The 23287-nt window shown below is 38.9% G+C and carries 16 protein-coding genes, 1 tRNA gene, 1 pseudogene and 1 riboswitch; of the genes and pseudogenes, 14 read left to right on the top strand and 4 right to left on the bottom strand.

The genetic code is table 11. The features are described 5' to 3' along the window. Positions 1-17: 17 nt before the first annotated feature. From ACMX2I_RS17145 to thiC, 10 genes and pseudogenes are all read left to right on the top strand, one after another. Positions 18-1496, top strand: a pseudogene (locus ACMX2I_RS17145) (type I polyketide synthase); the annotation flags it as partial. 36 nt (positions 1497-1532) lie between these two features. Further along, positions 1533-6758 (top strand): alpha/beta fold hydrolase, encoded by a 5226-nt coding sequence (locus ACMX2I_RS17140; protein ID WP_414958349.1) that lies wholly within the window; start codon positions 1533-1535, stop codon positions 6756-6758. A gap of 476 nt (positions 6759-7234) precedes the next feature. Next, positions 7235-8089, top strand: coding sequence for an ABC transporter ATP-binding protein (locus ACMX2I_RS17135; RefSeq protein WP_394716896.1), 855 nt, complete (start codon positions 7235-7237; stop codon positions 8087-8089). Further along, positions 8086-8793, top strand: coding sequence for a hypothetical protein (locus tag ACMX2I_RS17130; RefSeq protein WP_394716897.1), 708 nt, complete (start codon positions 8086-8088; stop codon positions 8791-8793). Before ACMX2I_RS17135 ends, ACMX2I_RS17130 begins: the two co-directional genes overlap by 4 nt. Then, positions 8790-9512, top strand: a complete 723-nt coding sequence (locus ACMX2I_RS17125) for an ABC transporter permease (RefSeq protein ID WP_394716898.1) — start codon at positions 8790-8792, stop codon at positions 9510-9512. The genes ACMX2I_RS17130 and ACMX2I_RS17125 overlap by 4 nt, the downstream gene beginning before the upstream one ends. Before the next feature lie 1042 nt (positions 9513-10554). Continuing rightward, the gene (locus ACMX2I_RS17120) at positions 10555-12096 is read left to right on the top strand and encodes a DHA2 family efflux MFS transporter permease subunit (RefSeq protein ID WP_414957625.1); all 1542 of its coding nucleotides are present in this window, start codon (positions 10555-10557) and stop codon (positions 12094-12096) included. Between the two features lie 331 nt (positions 12097-12427). Beyond that, a protein-coding gene (locus ACMX2I_RS17115; protein WP_414957623.1) for an IS3 family transposase occupies positions 12428-13776 on the top strand; the annotation gives its coding sequence in 2 pieces (ribosomal slippage) (positions 12428-12872 and positions 12872-13776; 1350 coding nt in all). A gap of 274 nt (positions 13777-14050) precedes the next feature. Further along, on the top strand, positions 14051-14254 hold the full coding sequence (locus ACMX2I_RS17110; RefSeq protein ID WP_333518390.1) for a hypothetical protein: 204 nt from the start codon (positions 14051-14053) through the stop codon (positions 14252-14254). 293 nt (positions 14255-14547) lie between these two features. Continuing rightward, entirely contained in the window at positions 14548-15249 is a 702-nt protein-coding gene (locus ACMX2I_RS17105; RefSeq protein WP_414957621.1) for a Type 1 glutamine amidotransferase-like domain-containing protein, read from the top strand. A 59-nt stretch (positions 15250-15308) separates the two neighbouring features. Next, positions 15309-15416, top strand: a riboswitch (TPP riboswitch). A gap of 131 nt (positions 15417-15547) precedes the next feature. Further along, positions 15548-17320, top strand: a complete 1773-nt coding sequence (gene thiC / locus ACMX2I_RS17100; RefSeq protein ID WP_394716902.1) for a phosphomethylpyrimidine synthase ThiC — start codon at positions 15548-15550, stop codon at positions 17318-17320. A gap of 238 nt (positions 17321-17558) precedes the next feature. Here thiC and katA read toward each other — a convergent pair whose 3' ends face one another. Then, complete coding sequence (katA, locus tag ACMX2I_RS17095) at positions 17559-19010, bottom strand: catalase KatA (RefSeq protein WP_414957619.1); 1452 nt, start codon at positions 19008-19010, stop codon at positions 17559-17561. Positions 19011-19438: 428 nt separating this feature from the next. On the opposite strand from katA, the gene ACMX2I_RS17090 reads away from it, so the two are divergent. Beyond that, on the top strand, positions 19439-19975 hold the full coding sequence (locus ACMX2I_RS17090) for a hypothetical protein (RefSeq protein ID WP_414958348.1): 537 nt from the start codon (positions 19439-19441) through the stop codon (positions 19973-19975). Positions 19976-20088: 113 nt separating this feature from the next. Further along, positions 20089-20358: a 30S ribosomal protein S14 gene (gene rpsN / locus ACMX2I_RS17085; protein WP_061188229.1), complete on the top strand. Its 270-nt coding sequence runs from the start codon at positions 20089-20091 to the stop codon at positions 20356-20358. Between the two features lie 17 nt (positions 20359-20375). Here rpsN and ACMX2I_RS17080 read toward each other — a convergent pair whose 3' ends face one another. Together ACMX2I_RS17080 and ACMX2I_RS17075 are read right to left on the bottom strand one after the other, a co-directional pair. Further along, complete coding sequence (locus ACMX2I_RS17080; RefSeq protein WP_087993702.1) at positions 20376-20849, bottom strand: hypothetical protein; 474 nt, start codon at positions 20847-20849, stop codon at positions 20376-20378. A 1-nt stretch (position 20850) separates the two neighbouring features. Then, complete coding sequence (locus ACMX2I_RS17075; protein WP_087993737.1) at positions 20851-21051, bottom strand: helix-turn-helix transcriptional regulator; 201 nt, start codon at positions 21049-21051, stop codon at positions 20851-20853. A 193-nt stretch (positions 21052-21244) separates the two neighbouring features. Between ACMX2I_RS17075 and ACMX2I_RS17070 the strand changes: the two genes are divergently transcribed. Next, positions 21245-21318, top strand: a tRNA-Gly gene (locus ACMX2I_RS17070). Positions 21319-21408: 90 nt separating this feature from the next. Here the strand turns inward: ACMX2I_RS17070 and ACMX2I_RS17065 are convergent. Then, complete coding sequence (locus ACMX2I_RS17065) at positions 21409-22032, bottom strand: hypothetical protein (RefSeq protein WP_414957617.1); 624 nt, start codon at positions 22030-22032, stop codon at positions 21409-21411. A gap of 82 nt (positions 22033-22114) precedes the next feature. On the opposite strand from ACMX2I_RS17065, the gene queG reads away from it, so the two are divergent. After that, positions 22115-23275 carry a tRNA epoxyqueuosine(34) reductase QueG gene (queG, locus tag ACMX2I_RS17060; RefSeq protein WP_414957615.1) on the top strand — a complete coding sequence of 387 codons (1161 nt, stop codon included), beginning with the start codon at positions 22115-22117 and terminating at the stop codon, positions 23273-23275. Positions 23276-23287 lie beyond the last annotated feature (12 nt).

Below are 23287 nucleotides of genomic sequence, written 5' to 3'. Positions count from 1 at the left end.
ATCTGAAGAAGCGAACTGAAAAAAAACAGAGTAAAAAAGTCGAAACTTCCCGAACAAGTCATGAAAATAATGAGGAGATTGCTATTATTGGTATTAGCGGCCGTTTTCCAAAAGCTAAAAATCTTAATGAGTTTTGGAAAAGTTTGGAGCAAGGAAGTGACTGTGTTACAGAAATTCCGGAAGAAAGATGGGACTATAGAAAATACTTTGTAGAAGGGAAAAAGAAAAAAGGTAAGACGTACAGTAAGTGGGGTGGCTTCATTGATGACATGGATAAGTTTGATCCTTTATTTTTCAATATTTCACCCAAAGAGGCTGAACTAATGGATCCTCAAGAACGTCTATTTTTAGAAACTGTTTTTCACACAATTGAGGATGCTGGTTACACAAAGCACCGTCTCCAGAGTGAAAAGGTTGGGGTTTTTGTTGGCGTAATGTATGGGCAATACCAATTATACGGTGCGAGTGAGGCACAACAGCAGAATGGCTTTGTTCCTGCATCGTCATATGCTTCCATTGCTAATCGAACGTCTTATTATTTTAACTTCCAGGGACCAAGTATTGCTTTGGATACAATGTGTTCATCTTCACTCACTGCAATTCATTTAGCGTGTATGAGCATCCACAAAGGAGAAAGTAATGTCGCGGTAGCAGGTGGAGTTAATTTGACTGTACATCCTAATAAGTATTTGCAATTAAGTGAAGGTGAATTTACTGCTAGTGATGGGCGTTGTCGAAGCTTTGGTGAGGGTGGGGATGGTTATGTTCCCGGGGAAGGAGTTGGGGCAGTCCTTTTAAAACCTCTAAAGAAAGCAATAGAAGACAATGACTATATATACGGTGTCATTAAGGGAAGTTCTGTGAATCATGGTGGGAAAACTAATGGTTATACTGTTCCTAATCCTAATGCCCAAGGGAATTTAATTATGGAAGCATTACAAAAATCAAATGTATCTCCAGACGAGATTAGTTATATTGAAGCCCATGGAACAGGCACTTCATTAGGAGATCCAATTGAAATATCTGGATTGACCAAGGCGTTTCATAATTTATCGAAGAAAGACAAGTTTCCAATAGGATCTGTTAAATCTAATATTGGTCATTTGGAATCAGCAGCAGGAATTGCTGCATTAACTAAAGTCTTATTACAGATGAAACATAAGAAGATTGTTCCTTCTATACATTCAGAACCACTTAACCCGAATATTGACTTTGAACACTCTCCATTCTATGTACCTAAACAATTGGAAGAGTGGGCTCAGCCAACTGTACTCAAAGATGGGGAGAAGGTAACAGTTCCTCGAATAGCAGGTATAAGTTCTTTTGGGGCAGGAGGCTCTAATGCACATTTGATTGTACAAGAATATGAACAGGATATTATATCTAATCAGATAGGTAATGATCCGCAGTTGATTCTCCTTTCTGCTAAAGATAAAGATAGGTTAAAGAAAAAAGCTCGCCAATTGATAGAATTTCTAACTAATGAAGATACACCTTCAAATACTGGAAATCATACGGATAAAATAGTTACAATGAGCAGATTGCAAGCAGAAATCGTGGATATTGTTTCAAAGGTAATGGGTGTGGTGAAAAAAGATATTGATATAAATGAAAATATTACAGATTATATTACGGATCACATGAACTTATCTGAGATTATCCACCATATCAATCAAATTTATGGTATAGAAATAGACTCTACCATTTTTTCCGAACCTTCTTCAATCCAAGCACTGTCAGAAACGTTGTATAGTGAATTAAATATCAATGATATCGATCAAAAGGATCAGAATGAGTCCGTGAATCTTAAAAGTGGCAATAACCTTTTTCTCGGTGATATTGCCTACACGCTTCAAGTAGGACGAGAAAAAATGGATGAACGATTAGCCCTTGTTGTATCTGGTATAGATGAATTAATAGATAAGCTTGAACAATTTTGTGCAGATCAGATTTATGGTGAGAATATATTTGTCGGAAATGTTCAGGATTCTTTTCGTTCTATTAGTGTGTTTGAAGGAGAAGCGGGAGAAGCTTTTGTAAAGAATCTTACTGTTAACAAGGAGCTAAACAAACTTGCGGAATTATGGTTAGCTGGTGTAGAGATTGTTTGGGATTTATTACACCAAGGCACTGGAAGACGAATTCCTCTGCCACATTATCCATTTAAAAAAGAACGCTACTGGATCCCACCTGTTGAGAAACAAGGAGCCGTGGAAAAACTTCATCCATTGATTGAACGCAATAGTTCAACACTTAATGAAATGAAGTTCAGTACACGCCTATATGCTCATGACGGTTACAATTTTGAACACACAATAAATAATCAACAAATCTTCCCTAGTCTTGCAACTTTAGAAATCGCTTTTGCAGCAGGTAATCTGGCAAATCAACAAATGGTTTATCAATTGGAGGATGTAGTTTGGGATCAACCCTTAGCTTTTAAGGAAGGGTTACTAGACATGGAGGTTACTCTATATCCGCTTGGAGAAACGGTAGAATTTGAGATAGCTGAAGTGAATGATGAAATCTTAAAAGTCTCTTCACAAGGGAAACTCACCTATGGTGATCATCAAGAAACGGATCTAGAAATGGTGGATCTAAAAGCCATTGTTAATAGATGTCAAGAAATAAACACCAGAGAGTTATTCGAACGTTTAAAGGACCAAGGGGTAATATACGGGGCTGGTTATCAGGTCATTCAAAACTGTTATATAGGAGAGAATGAAGCCATTGTTCAACTAGATATTTCAGAGGAACAGACTGAAGAAATCCTTGAATACACGATACATCCAGCTTTACTAGAAGGGGCATGGCAAGCTGTTCAGGCGTTACTTATTCAAAACCAGTCAACAGATAACTATGTTCCATATAAATTGAGTAAAGTTGTATCAACAAGGAAGCGCTTATCAAACAAATGTTACGTTCATGTACAACAAGTAAATCAGGGAGATGATAGTGATAAAGTATTCAATATCCAAATGATTAACGAGGCAGAACAAGTTATTATTACGATAAGAGGTCTTATTGCTCAATTATTTGTTACGGATGTGGTGAAAGAAGATATTTCACCTCAAATGGTAGAATCAGTAGCATCTAACTCTCGATCAATTGAAAAATTGCAAAAAATGGTTGCAAGTGATATTCAAAAGTATGCTGCCGATATTTTGAAAATGGAGCCTGAACAGCTAGATATAAACACTGAATTTGATAAATATGGCTTTGATTCAGTGGGAATAAAGGCTTACGCTGATCAATTGAGTGATGCGTATAATGTGGAGATATTACCTACTATTATTTTTTCAGCTGCTGATATTAAAGGTTTAAGTCAGCAATTGATTATAGATTATGAAAGCGAAATCAGATATCATTATGAACAAAAAGAAGCACCTAAAGTACAAAAAGTACAAAAGATTAATGAGCCCAAAGCAATGTTAGAGCCTTTATCTAAGCGCTATAAAGATGGTGTGCGCTCCACAACCGACAAAAGCTCTAGGCAATCGGAAGATATTGCTATCATTGGGATGAGTGGGATTTTTCCTGGTTCAAAAAATCTGGACGAATTTTGGAAGCATCTTGAATCGGAAACCAATCTTATCACAGAAGTGCCGAGAGAACGCTGGGATTGGCGTGATTTCCATGCGGATTATTCTGATGGTCATATTACCACAAAGTCAAAATGGGGAGGGTTTATTCCGGATGTTGATAAATTCGACCCCCGTTTCTTCAAAATATCTCCACTGGAAGCAGAAATGATGGACCCACAACAACGGTTATTCTTGCAAGTTGTGTGGCATACGATTGAAGATAGCGGCTATAAGGCATCAGATTTATCCGGTAAAAATATCGGTCTGTTTGCAGGTGTTCAATTTAGTGATTATCAGAAATTGCTTGCAAGCGAAGGAAAAATGAATCCGCAAATGGGATTAGGAAATGAACACTCCATTTTAGTAAATAGAGTCTCACATTTCCTCAACTTCCACGGACCTAGTGAGCCATTAAACACAGCTTGTGCAAGTGCTGGGACAGCAATACATCGTGCCGTGAACTCCATTCATATGGGAGAAAGTGAACTTGCTATTGCAGGCGGGATATGTTTGAATCTAGCACCGCATACGATGATAAGTTCTGATCAACTTGGTATTTTATCACCAGATGGGAAGTGCAAGACGCTAGATAAAAATGCGAATGGCTACGTTAAAGGTGAAGGTGTAGCAGCTGTTCTGTTGAAACCGTTAAATCAAGCGATAAAAGATCATGATAATATTCACGCTATCATTAAAGGCACAGCAGTAAATCATGGAGGAAAAGCAGCCTCCTTAACTGCTCCAAATCCTAAAGCACAAACCGATCTCCTTGTAAAAGCATATGAGGAAGCTCAGATAGATCCTTCTACTGTAAGCTATATTGAACTTCATGGAACTGGAACAGAGTTGGGTGATCCAATTGAAATAGAGGGAATAAAAAATGCTTTTCAGCGTCTATCAGAAAATCAGAAACAACCAATTAACAAGAAATATTATTGTGGTCTTGGATCAGTAAAAACAAATATAGGTCATCTCGAACCAGCTTCAGGAATTGCAGGCTTGTTAAAGTTAGTACTGTCCATGAAAAATAAAACATTACCAGGTATACTGAATCTAGAAGAAGTCAACCCTTACGTAAATACTAAGAATACCCCTTTTTACATTGTAGATAAAACACAAGAATGGAAAAGAATTGAAGATAAGGAAGGAAATGAGATTCCGCGCCGTGCAGGGGTCAGTTCATTTGGTTTTGGAGGTGCTAATTCACATATTGTTCTAGAAGAATATGGGAATCCGAAAAGAAACTATGAAACTAATAAACAGCACATCTTTATTTTATCTGCTAAGAACACAAATCAGCTAAAGGAATATGCCAAAAACATAACTCAGTATCTTGAACATATATTTACCAAGCAAAAGGAGCATAAATTTACCGATTTTATCTATACCTTGCAAGTCGGACGGGAAGAAATGGAGGAGCGTTTGGCGTGTGTCGTATCGGAAGCAAACGAGCTAGCTGACTTGTTACATGAGTTTGTTGCTGGAGGAACGGACAGAGAAAATCTTTATACGAGTCAGAAACAAATCAATTACAATGTGTTAGATCAAGATAGTGATCAAGATGATCACCGTTTTATTCAAGGGCTGATCAACAATCAAGATTGGGGTCTAGTAGCAGAACATTGGGTATCAGGCAAGGAAGTAGATTGGAAGTTTATGTACCCTGAAAAGAAGCCATTCCGTATATCATTGCCAACGTATCCATTCGCCAAGGAAAGATATTGGGCTGTTAGCAATAAAAAACCGGAAATAATCCCCCAAGGGAATAACATTATACAAAATCATCAAAAGAATGATCCGCATCAAAACAAAAAAACCAAAAATGGGGGTAACTTCTTTGATGTATTATCTACCTCTAACAACGAACATAAAAATATACTAAATGATGATGGAGTAGCAGCTGCTAAAGAGGTACTTAAAAATGAAGATACAGGATCTGAAGAATTACGCACAGTCATTGTTGAACTGAAAAGTATATTATCCAATGTATTAAAGCTAGAGGAACATGTAATTCAAGAAGACCTTAATTTGGGAGAGTATGGGGTAGACTCTATCGTTTCGTCTGTTATTGTACAAAATATACAAGAAGAATACAATTTATCGCTTCCGTTATCTGTGATTGTAGAATATCCAACACTTTTAGAATTATCTAGACATGTAAAGGAGGAATTGAAGAGTGAGGGATTACTGCAAGACGGAAATACAGTGCAACCAAATCAACATTCAGTTCAAACACGAAATGTTGAACAGCACAGAGATAACCCAGTAAAAAGAGCGAAATTACCACCAGAACTCATCCCACTCAATGGCCGAGGGCATTATCAAAATGCATTTTTTGTCCATGGTGGACCTGGTTTAGCTGCATTTTATAATAATTTGTCAGCCGCCTTAGGTAACCAATACCCTGTTTACGTGTTTCAAGCAAGGGGTGTTGATGGAAAAATGATGCCAAGAGATTTTGAAGAAATGGTTAGTCATTACATGCAGTGTATTAGGATTGCTCAGCCTCAAGGACCATATATCATTGGGGGGTATTCTTTTGGAGGGGTAATTGCTTATGAGATGGCACAGCGTTTTATGCAGCAAGGAGAGGAAGTACAGAAGTTGATCTTATTTGATACATTTCCTCCTCACCCAGAAGCGAATGAAATATTTTATTCAAATAGTGATCCCAATAATTCATTTTTTAAATTGATGATGGGGAACGAATTTGCGAACGCACGAGAAAACAAAGCAGCGCTTATCCTTTCTGAAGATTTGGAAGGTGTTCACCCATCTTTACACATCGCGCATATTGCGAAGTTAGCAAAAGAAAGAGGAAATAGCCATCTAGCTGTTGAGGATATTTATAATTTTATTTCAGGTGCCTCCAGACTCAATGATTATGCAGGATCAACATATGATACATACAGACCTAAACCTTATTACGGTAATGTTCTGTATATAAAAGCAACAGATGGATTTGTTGGTGCGGATAATTGGATGGGACTAGACCCAGTTAATGTATATGGTGATTATAACTATACCAAACCTTGGCATGAATGGGTTAAAGGAAAATTAGATATTGTTGAAGTCCCATGCGACCACTTTAACATTCTTGAAGAACCTTCTTTAACTATTGTAAAGAGGTCGATTAAAGCTATTATTAAAGCTAAGAATGAAGTCATGTCCTAAATATGACCCAGAAGAGTCTGTGCTGACGCCTTAAAAAAGTTGAGAATAGTATGGCTAACCAACATGCTATTCTCAACTAAAATAACCAAAGAGAATTTTCAGGTAACAATTGACAAGTTAAATGAAGTAACCTAGAATAAACCTAATGTGAATAAATGAATTTTTTATTTTTATATTCATATTCTGATTACTGGAAATATAAATCACCAGTTGAAATAGGAATATAAATGTAATGAACTTGACCTTTAATAGCCACCATGAAAATGATAGAAACATGTACTTAAATGTTAATTAGTCGAAAACTGGATTATGAAGGTGTTTCCCATGTAAATGGGATGCGCTTCTAATTATAAAATACTTTAGTGGGTTTACATTTTTTTATACAGTTCAGAGTAGCGCACCATATATGATCACCTAATGACTATTAACTTACTTTTTTAGTTTATATAAAACCATCATTATAAAGGAGGGTATACGTGATTAACGTAAACCAGTTGTATTTTACTTATCCAGCGAACAAGCATAAAACTATCAGGGGGATGAGTTTTAGAGTAGAAGAGGGAGAAATCTTTGGTTTTCTAGGCCCTTCAGGCGCAGGAAAAAGTACCGCACAAAAGATATTAATTGGAATTCTTAAGGGCTATTCAGGAAGTGTAAGTGTTATGGGGAAAGAGATTAGTAATGTTAGTAAGGATTACTATGAGAAAATCGGAGTGTCTTTTGAATTACCTAATCTGTACAATAAATTTACTGCATTAGAAAATTTAAATTTTTTCAGTTCTTTATATCCTGGATCAAAAGAGGACCCGAAACAATTACTAGAATCTGTTGGACTTGAACAACATGCTCATAGCAGAGTCTCAAATTTTTCAAAAGGAATGAAAATGAGATTGAACTTAGTACGTTCGCTTTTGAACAAGCCGGAACTTATCTTCTTAGACGAACCTACATCAGGACTAGATCCAGTAAATATGGAGAAGGTAAAAGATATTATATTAAATAAGAAAGTGGAAGGAAAAACTATTTTTTTAACAACTCATAACATGAATGTTGCAGAAGAAATTTGTGACCGAGTTGCTTTTGTAATGGATGGCCAAATTAATGTGATTGATTCTCCACGCGCTTTGAAATTGCGTTATGGTCAGAAGAAATTACAGATTGAATACAGGGAAAACAATCAAATGAAGTCATCCATCTTTTCTATGGAAGGGCTAAGAGATAATCAAGAATTTATGAATATTATCAAATTAAAGGATATAGAAAGAATGCACACGCAGGAGGCCAAGCTACAGGATATATTCATAAAGGTGACAGGAAGGACAATTACATGAGACTTTTATCTGCTCTAAAATTTGATATTTTGTCTCTATATAGGTATCGAATAGTCCATACCTACCTAATTATCGCAATTGCTTATATCCTTTTTCTTAATATGGTGCCAGAATCAGTATCTGTGACTGCAAAAATTTTAGTGATATTTACAGACCCTGTTGTGATTGGATTTTACTTTATAGGGGGAATCATCCTTTTAGAAAAGTCACAGCATACTTTTGATAGTCTATTTGTGACTCCTTTTCGTATAGAGGAGTATATTATAACCAAAGTGTGTTCTTTCATTCTGCTAACAGTGGTAGTCTGTCTTATCATTATCTTTTTTACGACTGGATTTAAAATAAATATATGGCCCGTTTTATTAGGTGTCATTTTAAGCGCTATTCTTTTTACACTCGTCGGATTTACTTTGGCTGTTCGAACTAAAACTCTTAATGGATATTTTATAATTTCGGCTCTTTATTCAGCAGTCTTCTTTCTACCTTTGCTAGATTATCTTAACATTTTTCATACAAGGCTATTTTATATCATACCTTCACATTCAACTCTTATTCTTATAGAAGGTGGGTTTATAAATTTATCGGAATGGAAGATGTTATATGCAGTTGTCACGCTTATAATTTGGATTGGAATAGCTTATATTTTTGCGAATCGTTCCTTTTACAAATCAATCATCTTAAATATTGGGGGTGATAAAAATTGAAAACTTTTATAACCTTCCTTATTGGAGATATAAAAAATATTACACGTGACTCTATGTTATTAGGGTCTATGTTAGCACCTATTGCATTGGCATTATTCGTCAAACTATCCACTTCTTATTTTTCAGAATTTTTCAACGGGATTTCCCCATTTTCTATTGAACATCACTACACTTTTATAATGAGCTTTGTAATCTTATTATCACCATTTATGCTTGGGGTAATGGCAGGTTTAATGATTTTAGAAGAAATGGACAATAACGTTTTGTCCTATATAGCTGTTACACCGGTGTCAAAGTCAGGCTATTTATTATATCGCTTAATTGTTCCTATGTTGATTAGCACAATTTTAACAATTTTTATTATTGTATATACAGGACTTGTTGATTTTACAATTAGAATATTGCCTGTAGTCTTGATGGCAGCCATGATTACTCCTATAATGGCATTGTTTTTAGCAAAGGTTGCAAATAATAAAGTTGAAGGGCTAGCTATAGGGAAAGCGATGGGAGTAATTTTAATTATTCCTGTTCTAACATACATTGTAGAGTCAAAATGGCTTTTATTATTGGGTGTTTTACCAACATTTTGGGTTTCAGAAGCGTTCATGAAAAGTTATGGAAGGGCGTTTTATAGTAATATCTATGTATTAGTAGGTTTTTGTGTTCAGGTTATATATATATATATATTATTTAAAATGTTTAATCGCAAGTCAACATAAGAATTTCATCAAAGATAGATTAGCCATTGGTTCTAAGATCCTCTTCTTTCCGAATTAGAGCACCAACATTATATATAGTTGCCAACACGAATAACTACAATAAACATTCGGTGTTACTTTTAAATCCTTATTATTATACCAAGTCCAACTACGGGCTTGGGGGGGATTGGAAGTTTATGTGTAATTTACAAAACCTTTTGGGAATATTAAGGGGGGATAAGTGTGGTACAAGATATATGCCACTTAATAAAATTAGTTAGAGGGAATACAACTTTTAAGGCTTGCATAGTTATAGGTTACTGAACTCAATAGTTTAAATGATTTGATAAATATATTAACTCCTACTGAAATATTAGATTATAAGAAGTTGCAAGTGAACAAAAAAATTAACAGGTTATAAAGAACTAAGAAACTTTACCATAACGAAAAGGTGTGTTTAATCAACCTGGCTGTTGACATAGAGGAAATTTCTGATAAAACAGGTCGATTTTAATTTCTCCAATGCTTGTTCACGAGCTTAAAATACTAGATTTAATCTTGTGTAGAAATTTAGTAGGTTTAACATTAATGTGGACTCTAAAGTATTAAAAACGGGTTTAACTCCTTCTTTTTCTATTTATTCCATTAGTCAAATAAAAAAAGTAGATGGAGGTTATTTAAGCGAATTTACTAATTTCTCGCAATAAAAGGTGTTCAGTTGTATTTTAGGTTAATATATTATATTTGTTTGGCTAAAAAACTATTATGCATATTAATTTATCGAAAGTTCCTTCTTTATTTCTGATTATTTAATAAAAATTGAGTTGTATTAAATTGTTTTATTGACCATATTCTAATATTACATACTGAAGCCGTTGTACAGATTCACATAAAAGTACCGAACTCAATGTTAAAGGGTGATGTTTTATTAAAAACTTTATAGAATATGAAAAGCGTTATCAATTTATTGTAAGATACTTCACAATTCATGTGTATTATCGCACCATATTATGAATATAAAATAATATAATTTATATAGTCGTATACAGGAGGGGTGTTTTTAATGTCAAATTATAATAGTACAAAACATGGACAGTCAAAATGGTGGGCACTTATTGCATTAACTTTAGCAGCGGTTATGGTTGGATTGGATATGACAATCCTTAATATTGCCTTACCTACTTTATCAATTACTTTTGATGCTTCAACTAATCAATTGCAATGGTTTATTAATTCTTATACTTTAGCACTTGCTGTTTTTATGTTACCTGCTGGACTACTAGGTGATCGCTTTGGGCGTAAAAAAATACTAATTAGTGCATTTATAATGTTTGCTGCAAGTTCATTGCTTTGCGCATTTGCCACAAATACTGAACTTTTTATCACCGGCAGAGTATTATTAGGAATTGCTGCAGCTTTTGTTATTACTTTGTCTACTGCCATTCTCCCGGTTATTTTTTCAGTTGGGGAAAGATCTAAAGCAGTTTCTATTCTTATGATTGGCACCATGTTATCATTACCAATTGGTCCACTTTTAGGAGGGTGGATATTAGATTATGTATGGTGGGGATGGATTTTTTTATTAAATATTCCTATTATTATGTTAGCAAGCATAGCTGTGATTTTATTTTTGCCCGAATCTCGTGGTGAACAGAAATCTAGAGTTGACTTTGTTGGTATCTTGCTTTCTGGTATCGGATTATTTTGTGTTTCATATGGTATCATCGAGGCAGGAGCACGAGGATGGGATAATAGCTTAGCATTAATAACATTAATAACCGGATTTCTCTTAGTAGGACTTTTTGTTCTATGGCAGTATAAAACTAGATATCCACTTATTGACATGACTATATTTCGTACACCAGTATTTCGGTGGTCGATGGTATTGTCCATACTTGTTAATATATTGTTATTTGGTATGCTTTTCATCATCCCGCTATATCACCAAATTGTGATAAAGACGGATGCTTTTGGAAGTGGCTTGCGTTTGCTATTCCTTGTTGCAGGGTTAGTTATAGGTGGAATTTTGACAGAGATAAGCGTGTCTAAATTGGGAGAAAAAAAGATTATTGTTTCTGGCTTTTTTCTGATTGCGTTAGCAACGATAGCAGGAGCAATGACAACGATAGATAGTACTGAATGGTTTGTAGGGGGATGGTTAGCTGTTTTTGGCTTAGGTATGGGTTTGGCTATGCCAACTGTGATGAACCTAGCTTTAGGGGCTCTATTGAGTAAGCAAAGTGGGATTGGTTCTTCTGTTATACAAACAGGTAGACAGGTTGGTGGTGCTCTAGGAGTTGCAATTTTTGGGTCAATTTTAAATTCTGGATATCGAAGTAATTTACAGTTAGAACAATTCCCTGATGAAGTAAGAGCTGTTGTTCAGGAGAGCGTTACGGCAGGAGCTGTAGTTGTGGAGAATTTAACGATCCCGGAGCTACTAGATAACCTTTATCAGTCATTTATTATTGGAATGAATAATGTACTATGGATATGTTTTGCTATAGCGATATTCGGTATATTGGTTTCATTCATATTTCTACCAGCTTCTATTAAGCAAGATAAGATACATGCGCATAAAGAAGGGAAAAGTATTGGCAGATAAACTTAACAAACAAAAAGAATAATATCTTAATAGATAGTTACTATGTGAAATGAAACCTTGCTAATAGAAGTCCTTGTGTATTAGCTGGTTGACTACTGCAGAAATTGATAAAAATTAACATTTACACAAATTTATACATTACAATTATAAAACCCAGTATTATCAAGGGTTTAAGACCTATTTCGACTCCAACCACTGATATACTGAAAAAACCGTTTCTTCATCATGATATGCTCCCCTAAAGGTAGACAGATGAAATAAAAAATCTGTTTGCTTTTGAAGTGCACCCAAAATTTTAGACACAGCCTAAAATTTGGAGGTGCTTTTTCATTTGGCTAAATTTAAAAACGAAGAAAAAATCAACGCGGTCTTACGCTATATAAACGGCAACGAGAGTTTGCTTGGGATCGCAAATCATATTGGAGTGCATAAAAGGGTACTCCAATATTGGGTGAGAAAATATCAATATCACGGTGAAAAAGCGTTCTTAAAGTCATATACAAATTATCCAGTCCAATATAAACTAGACGTACTTCACTATATGAATGAATATGGGACGTCTATCTTGGAAACAGCTGCGATATTTAATTTACCTTCTGACTCAACGCTTTGGAACTGGCAGCACATAATGGAAACACAGGGATCAGACGCCTTAAAACAAAAGAAAAAGGGGCGCTCGTCCATGAAAAAGAAGACAGGAAAACAAGCACCAGCTCAAGGATCAATGGAAGAGTTACAGGCAGAAATTGAACAACTGCGCATGGAGAATGAGTATTTAAAAAAGTTGAATGCCTTAGTTCAAAACAAGGAACAATCACCAAACAAGACAAAGCGCAAGTAGTCTATGATTTAAGGCATAAGTATCCGGTGAAAGCACTTCTCAGGCTCGCAGGTATCCCACGCAGCACCTACTATTACTGCGTAAAGCATTTTGATCGCCCTGATCGAGATGCCGACATGAAAAAGATGGTTCAACTTATTTTTAAAGAACATCAAGGCCGGTATGGATACCGCCGTATTCGTGATGAACTAAAGAATCGGGGACGAAAGGTCAATCACAAGAAGGTGCAGCGCATCATGAAAGCCCTTGGACTAAAATGTATGGTTCGAAAGAAAAAATATCGTTCGTATAAAGGAACAATCGGCAAAGTGGCGCCTAACATTCTAGCGCGCAACTTTAAAGCTGAAAAGCCAAATGAAAAATGGGTCACGGACATGACGGAGTTCAAATTATTTGGGCAGAAGCTGTACGTATCGCCCGTATTAGATCTGTTTAATGGTGAGATCATTACCTATACGATTGGTTTAAGGCCTGTTTATTCCCTTGTTTCGGTGATGCTTGATCAGGCATTCAAGCATTTGAAAGATGGGGACAAGCCCATTATGCATTCCGACCAAGGCTGGCATTACCAAATGAAGCATTATAGGCAAGCCTTAAAAGAACGCGGGATTACACAAAGCATGTCCCGAAAAGGCAACTGTTACGATAACGCAGTGATCGAGAATTTCTTTGGTATCTTAAAGTCTGAATTTCTGTACCTAAAAGAATTTGAAAGTATCGAACACTTTAAGCAAGAACTTGAACGATATATTGACTACTACAATCAAAAACGAATAAAGGCAAAACTAAAAGGCATGAGTCCGGTACAATACCGAACTCATGCCTCAAAAACTGCCTAATGAAAACCCGTGTCTAACTTTAGGGGGTCACTTCATTTGGGGGAGTTTTTTTATGGCTGGAAAATGGTTTTCAAAAGAAGAAAAATTGGACATTCTTTCCGAATGTAATGGGAAAATCCAATAATAATACCCTTGTGTTTGAAACCTTTCTTCTTCTTTTTTTCTCAACAGATATACGTAAGAAGGAGGAAAAAAGATTCGTTTGATTCATACTTTTTTCCTATATTAGTAAAGTCTTGGGACAGACTAAGAATAATTTAAAGCAAAGGAGCGGATTGAAATGAATAAAGAAAGTCTGGTTGCTGATGAATTACATAGAATGTTTTTGGCTGGTGAGCTGCAAATCACGGTAGAAGAGGATATAAACAATATTTCCGAAAGGCTGAGAAATGGTGATCTCAGTTTAGACTCATTAAGCGGTGAAGACGCGTTTATAAAAGAAACGGTAAACGAGGCTTTACAAAGAGTGGAGCAATAAAAGGAAGAGACGGTGTCCCATAAATGAGACACCGTCTTTTTTTATGACTTTGCTACAGTTCTCTATGAAATCAACAACTGTAACTAATTGTTCATGCAACGCTTTCTGAGGTCTGGGTCTGCGAGTTCTGTTACTGCTCAATTTTTATTTTATGCTGGTTTTGGTTGCTGTTAGGTTTGATTCGGGCTATAAATCATCGTTAGGAATTTTATGTTCTAGCTCTTTCTGATAAAAAAATATTTAGCCTTGTGTCATGCTATAATGAATAACAAATTTTGTCGGGGAGTGGGATGATGAAACAGATTATTGCGATGGGTGGGGGCGGTTTTTCGATGGAGCCGGAAAATTTGTCCCTCGATCGATATATCATGAATCAATCGGCACGGAAGACGCCTCGTATTTGTTTTTTGCCGACGGCAAGCGGTGATTCCCAAAACTATGTTCAGCGGTTTTATCATACATTTCAAACACTGGATTGTGTGCCGTCTCATTTATCCTTATTTAAGCCGCCGTCAACAGATTTAACTTCTTTTGTTATGGAAAAGGACGTGATTTATGTTGGCGGGGGGAATACGCGGAATATGCTTGTGCTATGGAAGGAGTGGGGGCTGGATCTTATTCTCAGAGAGGCGTGGAAGAACGGTGTGGTTCTAGCTGGATTAAGTGCTGGTGCGATCTGCTGGTTTGCAGAAGGGGTGACGGATTCAGCCGGACCGCTGACAAGTATGAAAAGTTTAGGTTTTTTGCAAGGAAGCTTTTGTCCTCATTATGACGGTGAGAAGGATCGGAGACCGATATACCATCAGCTGATATGTAACGAATTCTTGTGCGAGGGCTATGCGGCGGACGATGGAGCGGCTCTCCATTTCATAAATAATCAGCTGTTTCAGACAGTGAGTTCAAGACCGGGTGCAAAGGTATATCGGGTGACGAGGGGTGAACATGAAATATTTGAAACTCCGCTGCCGGTCAAATATTTGGGACGAATTAGCTGAATATTTTATATATTACTCTTTTTTTTAGGTTGGTTTTATGTTAAGATGAGTCCGAAATCAATAGTTACTGGGGGTGCCCGTTTTCGGGCTGAGAGAGAAGGTAAGCTTCTTAACCCTTTGGACCTGATCTGGTTCGTACCAGCGTGGGGAAGTAGAGAAATTGTTTTTAATATTGTCGTGCTGGGCAATAATAAGTTTCTTTCTGACTGTAACCGGGTTCATTCATTTGAATCCGGTTTTTTGTGCTGGTTATGGGCTTGATTTTGTCCTTTCAAACGAAGAGAGGGGAAGATCAGTGATGCAAAACAATTCAGTGCAGCAAGCCAACATTTCCATTATGTCGAGTTTTTCGGGGAGCAAGAAAGTATACGTGGAGGGTTCTTCTGCGGACATCCAAGTGCCGATGAGGGAAATCGGCTTAAGTCCGACGACAGGATCGTTCGGCGAAGAGGAAAACGCGCCTGTGCGTGTCTATGATACAAGCGGACCTTATACGGATCCTGATGAGACCATTCATATTCAAGAAGGATTAAAGCCTCTCCGCCAAAAATGGATCAGTGAGCGCGGCGATGTCGAAGAATATGAGGGACGGGCGATCAAACCAGAAGATAACGGTTATAAAAAAGCAAACCTAAACGTAAGCTACCCAGGACTAAAGCGGAAACCGCTGCGGGCGAAAGCAGGTCAAAATGTCACACAAATGCATTATGCCAAAAAGGGGATCATTACACCTGAGATGGAGTTTATCGCAATCCGCGAGCATGTGTCTCCCGAATTTGTCAGAGATGAGGTAGCAAGCGGCCGGGCGATCATTCCTTCAAATATTAATCATCCTGAAAGCGAACCGATGATTATCGGCCGGAATTTTCATGTGAAGATTAATGCGAATATCGGGAATTCAGCGGTTACGTCATCTATAGAAGAAGAAGTGGAAAAAATGACGTGGGCCATTCGCTGGGGAGCGGATACGATGATGGATCTTTCTACCGGAAAAGACATTCATACGACGCGTGAATGGATTATCCGCAATTGCCCCGTGCCTGTGGGAACGGTTCCGATTTATCAGGCGCTTGAAAAGGTAAACGGCGTAGCGGAGGATTTAACGTGGGAGATTTACCGTGATACGCTGATCGAGCAGGCAGAGCAGGGAGTGGATTATTTTACGATTCACGCGGGTGTTTTGCTGCGGTATGTGCCGTTAACAGCCAAACGGACAACGGGAATCGTGTCACGCGGGGGAGCGATTATGGCACAGTGGTGTCTGGCTCATCATCAGGAAAGCTTTTTGTATACTCATTTTGAAGAAATCTGTGAAATCATGAAAGCGTATGATATTGCTTTCTCTCTTGGGGACGGGCTTCGCCCCGGATCAATCGCTGATGCCAATGACGAAGCGCAGTTTGCTGAATTGGAGACTCTCGGAGAATTGACGCAAATTGCATGGAAGCATGATGTTCAGGTGATGATTGAGGGACCAGGGCATGTGCCGATGCATAAAATTAAAGAGAACGTCGATAAACAAATGGACATTTGTAAAGAAGCACCTTTTTACACCTTGGGGCCGCTGACGACAGATATTGCGCCGGGCTATGACCATATTACTTCAGCAATCGGAGCGGCTATGATTGGCTGGTATGGAACAGCCATGCTTTGTTATGTAACGCCGAAGGAGCATTTGGGGCTGCCTAATCGTGATGATGTACGTGAAGGAGTCATTACATATAAAATTGCTGCGCACGCCGCTGACCTTGCCAAAGGGCATCCCGGAGCGCAAATACGGGATGACGCTTTATCGAAAGCCCGCTTTGAATTCCGCTGGCGTGACCAGTTTCATCTATCGCTTGATCCGGAAAGAGCGCTTGAATACCATGATGAAACCTTGCCGGCAGAAGGAGCGAAAACCGCTCATTTCTGTTCAATGTGCGGTCCGAAGTTTTGCAGCATGAGAATTTCTCAGGATATTCGGGACTATGCGAAGGACAAAGAGCTTAGTGAATGGGATGCCATCGAAGAGGGGATGAAAGAAAAAGCCGAAGAATTTGTAAATCAAGGCAGCCAGCTTTACAAATAAAAGATTGCCAGCGAACTAATTTCAGCATTTCTGATCGGGGCACCGAAGGCTCTTATCTTTTAGATAAGGGCCTTTTTTTGTATTAATGGGAATAAGATTTTGCCGTTTAAGCTCTGATTTTGAAAACAAACGAGAGGTTATGAAGTGCGATGCCCATGGAGGAAATTGATATGAAGCATACGAAGTGCGTAACTAAATAAAAAACCCGCTAATTGCACAGCGGGTTTTTGCATCTCTATTAAGCATCTTTTTTAATCGGCAATCCTAGGCCTTCAGCCACGCGTTTTCCGTATTCAGGATCGGCTTTGCAGAAATGCTCGATTTGGCGAAGTTTGATTTCTTCTTTTTCTACCGGCTTCATGGCGTTTACGATGTTTTCAACAAGGCGGGCACGCTCATCCTCGCTCATTAAACGATAGAGGTCACCGGCTTGTGTGTAGTGATCGTTGTGATCATAGCTTACGCTGTCAGCGATTCCTTCTACCGGATATGCTGCTTGTTTATCTTCAGGTGACTCTTTCGGGCCGCCGAAGCTGTTAGGCTCGTAATATACAGATCCGCCGCCGTTGTTATCAAAGCGCATTTGTCCGTCACGCTGATAATTGTTCACTTCGTTGCGTGCGCGGTTGATTGGCAGCGCTTGATGGTTTGCGCCAACACGGTAGCGGTGTGCATCATGATAAGCAAACAGCCGGCCTTGAAGCATTTTATCAGGAGAAACATCAATGCCAGGCACAAGTGTTCCAGGTGAGAATGTCGCTTGTTCTACTTCTGCAAAGTAGTTTTCTGGATTTCTGTCTAGCACCATGCGTCCGACTTCGATTAACGGATAGTCTTTTTGAGACCAAACTTTTGTAACATCAAACGGATCGAAGCGATACGTATTTGCATCTTCTAAAGGCATGATTTGCACATATAGTTTCCATGCGGGGAAATCACCGTTTTCTATCGCGTTGAAAAGATCTTCTGTATGATAATCTGGGTTTTCACCGGCAATTTTTGCAGCGGTATTAACATCAAGGTTTTTCACGCCTTGTTCTGTTTTAAAGTGATATTTAATCCATACGCCTTCGCCTTCGGCATTGGTCCATTTGAATGTATGGCTTCCAAAGCCGTGCATGTGGCGAAGTGTCGCAGGAATCCCGCGGTCAGACATCAGAATCGACACTTGGTGAAGCGATTCGGGTGAAAGTGACCAGAAATCCCATACAGCTGTAGGGTTTTTCAAGTGTGTTTTTGGATCTCTTTTTTGTGTATGGATGAAATCAGGGAACTTAATCGCATCGCGGATAAAGAATACCGGTGTATTGTTACCGACGATGTCATAGTTTCCTTCTTCAGTATAAAATTTAACGGCAAATCCGCGCGGGTCGCGAACTGTGTCAGCCGAGCCAAGTTCACCGGCAACTGTTGAGAAACGGATGAACAACGGTGTGCGTTTGCCGACTTCAGAAAGGAAAGCGGCTTTCGTGTATTTTGTTACATCGTTTGTTACTTCAAAATATCCGTGAGCGCCTGCTCCTTTGGCGTGAACAACACGCTCAGGAACACGTTCTCTATTGAAATGGGCCAATTTTTCGAGTAAGTGTACATCTTGGATTAAAGTTGGTCCGCGAGAACCGGCAGTCATTGAATTTTGGTTATCTCCAACCGGGGCGCCCCAGCTAGTTGTCAGTTTATTTGAACTCATGTGATCACCTCTTGGAATTTATAAGAACATAATATCATCTCTAAGTAAAAAGTCAATATTATTTTATAATCATTATAAAATAGTTATCTCTATTAAGCGATATCTAGTATTGAAAATGATGATAAACCCCTGTCATAACAGGCTTTAAAACAATAAAAATTTGTGTGATAATGATTTTTTCTTTTCTATTTGCGAAAAAAGCAGAGAAAGTGATAAACAGGCAGACAAAATCTCACTTAAATAGAGTTGGTTCATGACCGGTATCCTCACTTAGAAAAGTGTTTATTTTGCAGACTTGGCTTTTGCTTCTGCCAATAAGGCGCCGGTTTAAGTAAAACACAGCCCTTGAACACATGGTATGATATGTAAAGAAGGGAGCTGATTTTCTGAAAACATTGATAAGCACAACAATCATTTGCCTGATTGCTATGCTGTCAGCATGCGAAGATACAAAACAAATGGAAATCAAAGAGGCGGATATGTCAGATCTCGAAAAAAATAGAATGAATGTTGCAGCCTCACAAACCTTCACTGCCGAGGTCGCAAATATCAGCGATAGCATTTCTGGAGCTGAAATGTATATAGAGCATTATCAAAATGGAAAGCTTCTTGGAACCATTGGACCGGTAAGTGCAGATTACTCGGAGGAAAAACCCGATTCATTACAATTTGTTTGCTTTGAGAATGAGGAGGGAGAAGGTAAGAATAAAGTGAGCACCGTTCATTTTGGGATTGTGGATAAACAAGGAAATATTGCGGCTGATTCGTCGTTTCGGCGTGATGATAGCGCGGCACAGGAAGTGACTCAGAAGATTTCGTCGGCTGAACCGATTTCTTTCGAAAAACCTGTATTGATCGGCAGCAGTATTAAAGGGACTGACGAACCAATGCACACCTCTGAACACAAAAAAGAGCTCATTAAGCATCAAGATGCGCTACTGTATTATGTGGAATTGCATCATTAGAAACGGGCGGCTTCAGGCCGTCTGTTTTATAAAGCGGTATACTTGCTTTTTTGAATCGTGCGTGATACATTTTAAATCGTAATAATTTCGATTTAAAAAGGAGGCTATGTGACTTGGCTAAAAAATCAAAAGTGGCAAAAGAGTTAAAACGCCAGCAGCTTGTTGAACAATACGCTGATATTAGACGCGAGCTGAAAGAAAAAGGAGATTACGAGGCACTCAGCAAGCTGCCGAGAGATTCGGCACCGGGAAGGCTCCACAATCGCTGCATGGTAACAGGGCGCCCAAGAGGATATATGAGGAAGTTTAAAATGTCCAGAATCGCTTTCAGGGAGCTGGCTCATAAAGGCCAGATTCCCGGTGTGAAAAAAGCGAGCTGGTAAGAAAAAACTCCGGCCAATTACAGCGCGCCGGAGTTTTTTTCGTTTTTCTTGAAAGCGATGACGTAGGATAGGTGCTGGATGATCATGATGATAAACACAATAATAATTGGGAAAAACGGAATATGCGATTGAAAAAGCGGATAAAAAATGAGAAGAACCGCTGCGGCAGGAAGCGAGAAATAGACGGCGATATAAGACGCGCGGCATGCTTTTGCCGTCATCATCTGCTCTCTTTCATCCTGCTCTTCAAATTCATCAGGCAGGAGAAGCTGCTTTCGGGCAGGGCGGCTTTTCTTATGCAAGTACATATAAACCGCAGCCGCCGCAATAAACAGAATAAAGGGAGTGAGGTTTAATTCAAACACCATCTCGCCGCTCTTTGTACGGGAAAAGGCCGCTATGCCTTCAGAGGCTTTAAAGTATGCAATCAGCGTCCAGCATGCAAGGCCAAACAAAACTAGTTGAAAAGCTGCTTTTGTTTTCATGCTCATCTTAGTATTCCTCCTCTAACCAAAAGACATCCTCCATTTTCATGGAGAAAGCTTTGCAGATTTTTAGTGCTAACAACAGTGAGGGAACATAGTCGCCTTTTTCGATAGCTGCCACCGTTTGTCTTGTGACGCCGACTGTTTCTCCGAGTTTTTCCTGAGAATAGCCCAAACGCGCCCTCAGCTCTTTCACTTTATTTTTCATCATGACGTCTGTCCCCTTCACAATCTCATTTGATTATATTGTATAGTATACTTAACATTATGTAAATGTGACTTAACAACTTTACAAAAAGAAAACATTTTTTCGACAAAATTTTCATACTCCCTTGACGAAAAATCAATAAACGTGTAATATAAAAAAAGTCAGAGCAATACTGTTACTGACTATCACAAATGCGGGTGTAGTTTAGTGGTAAAACCTCAGCCTTCCAAGCTGATGTCGTGAGTTCGATTCTCATCACCCGCTCCATACATACGTTATTAACGCAGTGTTTCGTTTCTTAGATAAACGAAGTATTGCGTTTTTTTATGTAAAAAAGAACACATTATCTGTGTTCTTTTACGTAAGCCAATGTACTGTATGGGCGCCGCCGTGAATTTGTTCAAACATTTTCGTTAATGATGATAAGAGTTTAACAGCGCTGTTTTTTTTTATGGATGGCGGGAAAAAGATGATTTGCAGCATGTTCTTGGTCTCGTTAGTAACGGGAAAGCGATTGACGCTGTTTTTGAAATCGCCAAATATGCCGTTTTCATCAGAGAAAAGCAGGATGTTTTCTTTTTCTCCCAACGAGATTCGGACTGGCTCATGAAGCTTTCCGGCGTCATAAATCATAATGGGCAGAGAATATTTTAATGCGAAAAAATCGATGGTGTCATGGGCTGAATCCTTGCTTTCCAGGAATTGTTCTTTGGATATCGGGATCAGCATGTCCTCCATTGGAGTTGTTTCTCCCTCAAATGAAGGGGTAAGCTGTTTAAAAAGTTCTCGCCATTCCTTGACGAAGGGTTCATCGGATATTCCGCCGTCCGCATAATCAAAAAACAAGGATTCTTGAAATAGGCGAAGCCTGCCTTTCAGCATTTGCGGAGAGGAACCAACTTCGATATTCTCATAAATCACAGCCGCCGCGTGTAAGCCGGGCGCACGTTCAGTAATAACAGAATCAAGTTTGATATTCACAAGCATTCACTCCAGATACGGGATATCAACCTATTATAAACGCTGTATCGTTTTATCACAAAGAAAGGAGGCTGTGCAAAGCATGAACATTTATCAGCTCAAAGAAGAATTAATTGAATACGCGAAAAGCATTGGCGTGGACAAGATTGGTTTTACGACCGCTGATACTTTTGACAGTTTAAAAGACCGTTTGATTCTTCAAGAATCACTCGGCTATCTCTCCGGCTTTGAAGAGCCGGATATCGAGAAAAGGGTGACGCCGAAGCTGCTTTTGCCGAAAGCGAAATCAATTGTGGCGATTGCTCTCGCATATCCTTCCAGAATGAAGGATGCGCCGAGAAGCACGAGAACTGAGCGCAGGGGCATTTTTTGCAGAGCCTCCTGGGGCAAAGATTATCACGATGTGCTAAGGGAAAAACTCGATCTGCTGGAGGAATTTCTGAGGAGCAAGCATGAGGATATCAGAACCAAGTCAATGGTCGATACAGGTGAATTATCTGATCGGGCGGTTGCAGAGCGGGCGGGTATCGGATTCAGCGCGAAAAACTGTATGATCACAACGCCTGAGTATGGTTCTTATGTGTATTTAGCGGAAATGATCACAAATATACCTTTTGAACCCGATGTGCCGATTGAAGACATGTGCGGCTCCTGCACGAAATGTCTGGACGCCTGCCCGACGGGAGCACTGGTCAATCCGGGACAGCTGAATGCGCAGCGCTGCATCTCTTTTCTGACCCAGACGAAAGGATTTTTGCCTGATGAATTCCGTACAAAGATTGGAAACCGTCTGTATGGGTGCGATACGTGCCAAACGGTGTGTCCTCTTAATAAAGGGAAGGACTTTCATCTTCATCCGGAAATGGAGCCTGATCCTGAGATTGCTAAGCCGTTATTGAAGCCGCTCTTAACCATCAGCAACCGGGAATTTAAGGAGAAATTCGGACATGTCTCAGGTTCTTGGCGCGGGAAGAAACCGATTCAGAGAAACGCCATTCTCGCCCTTGCCCATTTTAAAGATGCTTCCGCACTGCCTGAATTGACGGAACTGATGCATAAGGACCCGCGTCCTGTTATCAGAGGAACAGCTGCATGGGCGATCGGTAAAATCGGAGACCATGCATACGCGGAAGAGCTTGAAAAAGCGCTGGAAAAAGAGAAGGATGAAGAGGCAAAGCTGGAAATTGAAAAAGGAATTGAGTTGTTAAAAGCTTCAGGCATGACTAAACAAGGCCTGTCCTGACATATGTATAGA

The sequence above is a fragment of the Bacillus sp. SW14 genome (assembly GCF_047608225.1).
Taxonomy (GTDB): domain Bacteria; phylum Bacillota; class Bacilli; order Bacillales; family Bacillaceae; genus Bacillus; species Bacillus subtilis_G.
The sequence above is the reverse complement of the archived record's forward strand: the minus strand, read 5'-3'. Positions and strand labels throughout refer to the sequence as shown.

Excerpts from the sequence above, each read along its gene's own strand:
- ACMX2I_RS17090 (WP_414958348.1), top strand. The coding sequence starts at position 19,439 with ATGCTGTCAGCATGCGAAGATACAAAACAAATGGAAATCAAAGAGGCG.
- ACMX2I_RS17080 (WP_087993702.1), bottom strand. The coding sequence starts at position 20,849 with ATGAGCATGAAAACAAAAGCAGCTTTTCAACTAGTTTTGTTTGGCCTT.
- ACMX2I_RS17120 (WP_414957625.1), top strand. The coding sequence starts at position 10,555 with ATGTCAAATTATAATAGTACAAAACATGGACAGTCAAAATGGTGGGCA.
- katA (WP_414957619.1), bottom strand. The coding sequence starts at position 19,010 with ATGAGTTCAAATAAACTGACAACTAGCTGGGGCGCCCCGGTTGGAGAT.
- ACMX2I_RS17140 (WP_414958349.1), top strand. The coding sequence starts at position 1,533 with ATGAGCAGATTGCAAGCAGAAATCGTGGATATTGTTTCAAAGGTAATG.
- ACMX2I_RS17130 (WP_394716897.1), top strand. The coding sequence starts at position 8,086 with ATGAGACTTTTATCTGCTCTAAAATTTGATATTTTGTCTCTATATAGG.
- queG (WP_414957615.1), top strand. The coding sequence starts at position 22,115 with ATGAACATTTATCAGCTCAAAGAAGAATTAATTGAATACGCGAAAAGC.
- ACMX2I_RS17105 (WP_414957621.1), top strand. The coding sequence starts at position 14,548 with ATGAAACAGATTATTGCGATGGGTGGGGGCGGTTTTTCGATGGAGCCG.
- thiC (WP_394716902.1), top strand. The coding sequence starts at position 15,548 with ATGCAAAACAATTCAGTGCAGCAAGCCAACATTTCCATTATGTCGAGT.
- ACMX2I_RS17075 (WP_087993737.1), bottom strand. The coding sequence starts at position 21,051 with ATGAAAAATAAAGTGAAAGAGCTGAGGGCGCGTTTGGGCTATTCTCAG.